This window comes from Mycobacterium sp. TH-M82 (assembly GCF_057473605.1).
The window spans coordinates 1-6582 of record NZ_JBYCKY010000069.1 but is presented as its reverse complement, the minus strand read 5'-3'; the positions used below and the strand labels follow the sequence as shown (position 1 = coordinate 6582).

General features: G+C 70.1%; 8 protein-coding genes and 1 pseudogene. 1 reads left to right on the top strand and 8 read right to left on the bottom strand.

Annotated elements, in window-relative coordinates:
• Both AC2VON_RS02195 and gatC read right to left on the bottom strand, forming a co-directional pair.
• A partial coding sequence (locus AC2VON_RS02195; protein ID WP_486951470.1) for an amidase family protein occupies positions 1-428 on the bottom strand: 428 nt, incomplete at its 3' end.
• Positions 425-736 (bottom strand): Asp-tRNA(Asn)/Glu-tRNA(Gln) amidotransferase subunit GatC, encoded by a 312-nt coding sequence (gatC, locus tag AC2VON_RS02190; RefSeq protein WP_486951469.1) that lies wholly within the window; start codon positions 734-736, stop codon positions 425-427. The genes gatC and AC2VON_RS02195, both read right to left, overlap by 4 nt.
• Before the next feature lie 97 nt (positions 737-833).
• On the opposite strand from gatC, the gene AC2VON_RS02185 reads away from it, so the two are divergent.
• Positions 834-1499: an ACT domain-containing protein gene (locus AC2VON_RS02185; RefSeq protein WP_486951468.1), complete on the top strand. Its 666-nt coding sequence runs from the start codon at positions 834-836 to the stop codon at positions 1497-1499.
• A 14-nt stretch (positions 1500-1513) separates the two neighbouring features.
• Here the strand turns inward: AC2VON_RS02185 and ligA are convergent, their stop codons facing one another.
• The 6 genes and pseudogenes from ligA to AC2VON_RS02155 all read right to left on the bottom strand — a co-directional run.
• Positions 1514-3589 carry an NAD-dependent DNA ligase LigA gene (ligA, locus tag AC2VON_RS02180; RefSeq protein WP_486951467.1) on the bottom strand — a complete coding sequence of 692 codons (2076 nt, stop codon included), beginning with the start codon at positions 3587-3589 and terminating at the stop codon, positions 1514-1516.
• A gap of 34 nt (positions 3590-3623) precedes the next feature.
• Positions 3624-4658 carry a uroporphyrinogen decarboxylase/cobalamine-independent methonine synthase family protein gene (locus AC2VON_RS02175; RefSeq protein ID WP_486951466.1) on the bottom strand — a complete coding sequence of 345 codons (1035 nt, stop codon included), beginning with the start codon at positions 4656-4658 and terminating at the stop codon, positions 3624-3626.
• Between the two features lie 73 nt (positions 4659-4731).
• Positions 4732-5025: a type II toxin-antitoxin system RelE family toxin gene (locus AC2VON_RS02170; RefSeq protein ID WP_486951465.1), complete on the bottom strand. Its 294-nt coding sequence runs from the start codon at positions 5023-5025 to the stop codon at positions 4732-4734.
• The gene (locus AC2VON_RS02165) at positions 5022-5297 is read right to left on the bottom strand and encodes a type II toxin-antitoxin system Phd/YefM family antitoxin (protein WP_486951464.1); all 276 of its coding nucleotides are present in this window, start codon (positions 5295-5297) and stop codon (positions 5022-5024) included. Before AC2VON_RS02165 ends, AC2VON_RS02170 begins: the two co-directional genes overlap by 4 nt.
• Before the next feature lie 63 nt (positions 5298-5360).
• Positions 5361-6440, bottom strand: coding sequence for a tRNA 2-thiouridine(34) synthase MnmA (gene mnmA, locus AC2VON_RS02160; RefSeq protein ID WP_486951463.1), 1080 nt, complete (start codon positions 6438-6440; stop codon positions 5361-5363).
• Positions 6437-6582, bottom strand: a pseudogene (locus AC2VON_RS02155) (cysteine desulfurase NifS); the annotation flags it as partial. The pseudogene AC2VON_RS02155 and the gene mnmA, both read right to left, overlap by 4 nt.

Here is a 6582-nt window from a genome sequence, read left to right as displayed (position 1 = left end):
GTCACCTGGTAGGCGGAGTTCTCCGTCGACGAGCCCATCGCGAACTCGTCCATGTTGGTCTTGCCCAGGATCGGGATCCCGGCCGCGCGCAGCCGCTGCGTCACCGTGGCGTCATAGGGCGGGCGCCAGCCCTGAAGGATCTTCGAGCCGCAGGTGGTGGGCGCGTCGGCGGTGGTGAACACGTCCTTGAGCGCCAGCGGCACTCCAGCCAGCGGCGACGGCGGCGCCTCGCCGGCGCTCAGCGCCGCGTCGACGGTGGCGGCCGCGGCCAGCGCTTCATCGGCAGCCACATGCAAAAACGCGCCGTAACGGGAGTCGGTGGCCTCGATCTGGTCCAGGCACGCCCGGGTGATCTCGACCGAGGACACCTCCCGGGCGGCGACCTTTGCGGCTAGCGTCGCCGCGTCTGCACGTATCAGCTCGCTCACTGACTCTCCCCGAGAATCTGCGGCACGGCGAAGCGGTTGTCGGCGGATCGCGGGGCGGCAGCCAGCGCCTGCTGCTGGGTCAGACCCGCCACGATCTCGTCCGGCCGGGTGACTTCTTGATTTTCGAAGATGTCCTTGAGCGGGTTGTCGGTCGCTTCGACACCGCTGACGTCGACGGCTTGGATCGCGCTGACATGAGCCAAAATCGCGTCGAGCTGGCCGGCGAAGTGATCGAGTTCCGCGTCGGTCAGCGCCAGCCTTGCCAACCGGGCCAGGTGGGCCACCTCGTCACGGGAGATCTGGGACACGACCGCAAAGCCTAGCCCGGCGGCGACGCGGGCCGCAGCGGCCCGCTGGGAAGCCGGGCGATCGGACTCAGTCGGGGGCTGTGCAAAAGTGTTGCCCATGCCGTCGTATCTGCTGCGAGTCCAGCTCGACGACCGGCCGGGCAGCCTCGGTTCGCTGGCGGTGGCGCTCGGCTCGGTGGGCGCCGACATCCTGTCGCTCGACGTGGTCGAGCGCGGGCCCGGATATGCGGTCGACGACCTGGTGGTCGACCTGCCGGCCGGGTCGATGCCCGACACGCTGATCACCGCCGCCGAGGCGCTCGACGGGGTGTGGGTGGACAGTGTTCGCCCGCACACCGGACTGCTGGAGGCCCACCGGGAACTCGAACTGATCGATCACATCGCCGCGGCCGGCGGCAGGTCCGCCCAATTGCGGGTGTTCGCCGACGAGGCGCCGCGGGTGCTGCGGGTGGGTTGGTGCATGGTGGTGCGTGGTTCGCAATCGCCCGGCGGGTTTCACTGTCTCGCCGCCAGTGCGGGCGCACCGGAAACCCACCCGGACACAGTGCCACAGCTGCCGATCGAGCGCGCCACCTCGCTGGATGTCAACGCCGACTGGGTGCCTTCGGGGTGGGGGGACATGGACGCCACCCTGGTCGCCGCGCCGCTGGGCGATCCGCACACCGTGGTGCTGCTGGCCCGACCGGGCGGACCGGCATTTCGGCCCTCGGAAGTGGCGCGGCTGGGTTACCTGGCCGGGATTGTCGCGACGCTGCTGCGTTGAGGTTTCACCCAGCCTCAACTCGTCGCAGCCGGCCCCTGTTCGAGCAACCTCGAGAAACCGTCCTCGTCGAGGATCGGCACGCCCAGCTCGACGGCCTTGTCGTATTTGGACCCGGGCGAATCCCCGGCGATGACGTAGGCGGTCTTCTTCGACACCGACCCGGCGGCCTTGCCGCCGCGGACGATGATGGCCTCTTTCGCCTCGTCGCGGGAGTAGCCGTTCAGCGAGCCGGTGACCACCACCGTCAGCCCTTCCAGGGTGCGTTCGATGCTGGTGTCGCGCCGGTCGGCCAACTGCACGCCGGCGGCGCGCCACTTCTCGACGATGGCGCGGTGCCAGTCGACGCCGAACCATTCGGTGATCGCGTCGGCGATGGTTGCCCCGACGCCTTCGACGGCGGCCAGCTGTTCGGTCGACGCTTCCATGATCGCGTCCAGGCTGCCGAACGCGGTGGCCAGCGCCCGGGCGGCGCTCGGCCCGACGTGGCGTATCGACAGCGCCACCAGCACGCGCCACAGCGGCTGCGCCTTGGCCTTGCCCAGGTTGGCGATCAGCCGTTTCCCGTTGGCCGACACCTCGCCGTTTTTGGTGGTGAACAGTTCGGTGCGCAGCAGGTCGTCCTCGGTGAGGGTGAACAGGTCGCCCTCGTCGGCGATCACACCGGCGTCCAGCAGGGCGACCGCCGCCTCGTAGCCCAGTACTTCGATGTCCAGCGCTCCGCGGCCGGCGACGTGAAAAACCCGCTCGCGCAGCTGCGCCGGACAGTGCCGCGCGTTGGGGCAGCGGATGTCGGCGTCGCCCTCCTTCGCCGGGGCCAGCGGGCTGCCGCACTCCGGGCAGTGGGTGGGCATGACGAATTCGCGTTCGGTGCCGTCGCGCAGGTCGACGACGGGTCCCAGCACCTCCGGGATCACGTCGCCGGCCTTGCGGATCACCACGGTGTCGCCGATCAGCACACCCTTGCGCTTGACCTCGGCGGCGTTGTGCAAGGTGGCCAGCCCGACCGTCGACCCGGCGATCTTGACCGGAGTCATCAGCGCGAACGGGGTGACCCGACCGGTGCGCCCGACGTTGACCCGGATGTCGAGCAGCTTGGTCTGCGCCTGCTCCGGCGGGTACTTGTAGGCCACCGCCCAGCGCGGCGCCCGCGAGGTGGCGCCGAGCCGGCGCTGGAGGGACCGCTGGTCGATCTTGACCACCACGCCGTCGACTTCGTGTTCGGCGTCGTGGCGATGCTCCCCCCAGTAGGTGATCTTCTCGGTCACCGCGGCGATGCCGTGCACCCGGGACGTGTGGGTGGACACCGGCAGCCCCCACGCCTTCAGCGCGGTGTAGAACTCGTGCAGAGTGGCCGGGCTGAACCCCTCGGTGTAGCCGAGACCGTGGCAGATCATCCGCAGCGGCCGTCGCGCGCTGACCGCCGGGTTTTTCTGTCGCAGCGATCCGGCGGCGCTGTTGCGCGGGTTGGCGAACGGGGCCTTGCCGTCGGCGACCAGCGCGGCGTTGAGCACCTCGAAGTCGGCCAGCCGGAAGAACACCTCGCCGCGCACCTCCAGCACCGCGGGAACCGGAAAATCATCGGATGCGTGCAGTCGCTCCGGGATGTCGGCAATGGTGCGGGCGTTGAGCGTGACGTCCTCGCCGGTGCGGCCGTCGCCGCGGGTGGCCGCGCGGACCAACCGCCCGTCGCGATACAGCAGCCCCAGCGCCAGCCCGTCGATCTTGAGCTCGCACAGGTAGGCGATGTCCGCGCCGACCTCGTTGCCGACCCGAGCCGCCCAGGCCAGCAGCTCATCGTTGGAGAAGACGTCGTCCAGGGAGAGCATCCGTTCCAGATGTTCGGCCGGGGTGAAGTCGGTGGCGAAGCCGGCGCCGCCGACCAGCTGAGTGGGCGAGTCCGGTGCACGCAGCTCGGGGTGGGCTTCTTCTAAGGCGACCAGCCGGTTGAACAGCTCGTCGAACTCACCGTCGGAGATGATCGGCGCATCCTTGACGTAGTAGCGGAATTGGTGCTCGCGTACCTCGTCGGCGAGTTCTTGCCACTGCCGGCGCACCTCGGGGGCTACCGGATCGACCATGGGTGAGCTCACGTTTAGAGGTTATCCGCGCCGACCGACGCCGAGTTCACACCGCATCCGGGTCGGCGGCCAGCACCTCGGCGGCCCGGCGGGCCAACCCGATGGCGGTGCGCGCCCATTGCGGGGTGGCGCCGGCCAGCCCGCGGCCCGGGGTGATGCCGATCCGCTCGGTCAGCACCGCGCGCGGAAAACCGATCCGGTCGGTGACGCCGGCCGCCACTGCGGCGACCTGCTCCGCGGAGAGGTGGCGCTGCGGCGCACGCACCGGAACCGCACCCAGCATGACGGCGCGGCCCGACTCGACAAACGCCGCGATCCCGTCGTAGTCGGAGGCCGCCAGTGTGCTGACATCCACCGCCACTCCTGCAATACCGTTGCGCTGCAATAGCTTCCACGGCAGCCCCGCTGCGTCGCTGTGCACCAGCACGTCAGCGCCCACCGCGGCAACGCAGACGTCGAGCAGCTCGGTGGCCACCGCCTCGTCGACCGCGGCTACCGGGGTTATGCCGGTCACTCCGGTCAGGTGTCCGGTCACCGCAGCGGCCAGCGACGGCTCGTCGAGCTGCACCACCGTCGGGGTGTCGAGCCGGCGCGCGACCGTCGCGCGGTGTGCGGCGAGACCTTCGGCCAGCGACGCGGCCAGATCACGGGTCGCACCGGCATCGGTGATCGCCCGGTGCCCGTTGGCGAGCTCCACCTCGGCGGCCAGGGTCAGCGGCCCGGGCGCCTGCACCTTGACCGGATGGCCACTATCAGCACGACCGCGCAGACCGGCCTTCTCCCAGGCTTCTTCGAGGGCGTCCACGTCTTCGCCCAGCAGGCTGACCGCGCGGCGGGCCACGGCGCCGGGACGCGCCGTCAGCCGGTAGCCGCGCGGGGTGGTGTCGAGGGCCACGTCGATAAGCAGTGCCCCGGCGCGGCCGATCGGGTCGGCGCCCACCCCGCGGGCGGGCAGCTCGACGATGTGGGCCATGGCACCGCCCAGCTCGCCGACGACCACCTTGGCGGCCTGTCGCGCGGAGGTACCCGGCCACGAGCCGATACCGGTCGCCGTAGCGAAAACTGGGGCGAAAACACTCACCCGGCAACCGTATTGGACCGCCGGGTATCCATCGAACGGCGGGCCTTCTTTGCCGCGCCCGAAACGATGCTCATCAGCCGCGTCGAGGTCTGCTCCGGTAGATGTGGGCGCGATGCTTGACAGCGACGACGAGGACGGTCCGGTTGTCGTCGTCGATGCGGAGCAAAATCCGGTAATCGCCGCGACGGGCGCTGCGGTAGGCGGCGAGTTCAGCGTGAAGCGTCTTGCTCAACCGGTACGGGTTGTCGGCGAGGGCACCGGTGACGAACTCAACGACGGCAGCTGCGATCTTATGCGGGAGACGCTCGAGATCGCGCCGCGCGGGCCCGTCCATCTCGATGCGGTACGGGGCCTCGTGCGCCGTCACCGTGGCGGTAGCCCGAACTGCTCGCGGAGTCTGTCGCCACTGGTTGTCGAACCCTGCGCGTACTCCCGCTCCGCTTGCGCGACGTCGGAGAGTACCCCGGGCTGGGAGAGCCAATAAACCGTTTCCTGCAACGATTCCAGATCGTCGGCGGACATGAGTACAGCGGCCGGGCGACCATGCTTGGTGATCGTGATGATGTCGTGTGTCGTTTCGGCGTCGTCGACAAGTGCGGAGAGTTTGTCTTTGGCTTCGCCAAGCGGTACGGATCGCATTGCCAAACTATAGCCGTATGATGGCCATAGTTGTAGCCATAACTTCGTGGCAGGGCGCAACGGTCAGGCCGACGTGCCGGCGATGGTGGCGCTGGCGATCACCTCGTCACCCTCCGACGGGTCCGGGTGGTAGCACACCAGGGTCTGGCCGCGCGCCACGCCGCGCAGCGGCGCACGCAGCCGCACCCGAAGCCGCTCCCCGGTCGGCTCGGCGACCGCGTCGACGGCCTCGCCGTGTGCGCGCACCTGAACCAGGCACTCGATCGGGCCGGAGAACGCGGTGCCCGAGGTGAAGACGGGGTCACGTCCGCTCAGCTCCCACACCGCCAGGTCGGCGGCGGAGCCGACGGCCACGGTGCCGGTCGCGGCGTCGATCTCGGTCACATAGCGCGGCTTGCCGTCCGGTCCGGGCCCGGCGATGCCCAGCCCCTTGCGCTGGCCGACGGTGAATCCGTGTACCCCGTCATGGGCGGCCAGCACGGCACCGGCGGCGTCGACTACGGTCCCGGGGCGCACCCCGATCCGGGCACCGAGGAATGCCCGGGTGTCGCCGGTGGGGATGAAGCAGATGTCGTGGCTGTCCGGTTTCTCGGCGACCGCCAGCCCGCGCTCGGCCGCTTCGATGCGGATCTGCGGCTTGGGAGTGTCGCCGACCGGGAACGCGGCGTGACGCAGCTGCTGCGCGGTGAGCACCGCCAGCACATAGGACTGGTCCTTATCGGCGTCCACCGCCCGGCGCAACCGCCCACCCGAGAGCCGCGCGTAGTGGCCGGTGGCGACCAGGTCGAACCCCAAAGCCAGTGCCCGGGCCGCCACCGCGGAGAACTTGATCCGCTCGTTACAGCGCACACACGGATTCGGGGTCTCGCCGCGCGCATAGGAGTCCACGAAGTCGTCGATCACGTCTTCTTTGAACCTGTCGGCGAAATCCCAGACGTAGAACGGTATCCCGAGTACGTCGGCGACCCGCCGGGCGTCGCCGGCATCCTCCTTCGAGCAGCAGCCCCGCGAACCGGTGCGCAGCGTGCCGGGTGTCTGCGACAGCGCCAGATGCACGCCGGCCACGTCGTGGCCGGCGTCGACCATGCGTGCTGCCGCCACCGACGAGTCCACCCCGCCGCTCATCGCGGCGAGCACCTTCACCGGGCCACCCCGGACAGCCCTGCCGCGGCCAGCGCCGCCTGCCGAGCTCGGCTCACCGCGCCGGGCAGCACCCGCAGCGCCGCATCCACGTCGGCGCCGACGCTGCTGTGGCCCAACGACAGTCGCAGCGAACCACGGGCGG

What these genes read in the sequence shown, in the direction of transcription:
- AC2VON_RS02165 (WP_486951464.1), bottom strand. Translation starts at nt 5,297, where the DNA reads ATGCGATCCGTACCGCTTGGCGAAGCCAAAGACAAACTCTCCGCACTT.
- AC2VON_RS02185 (WP_486951468.1), top strand. Translation starts at nt 834, where the DNA reads ATGCCGTCGTATCTGCTGCGAGTCCAGCTCGACGACCGGCCGGGCAGC.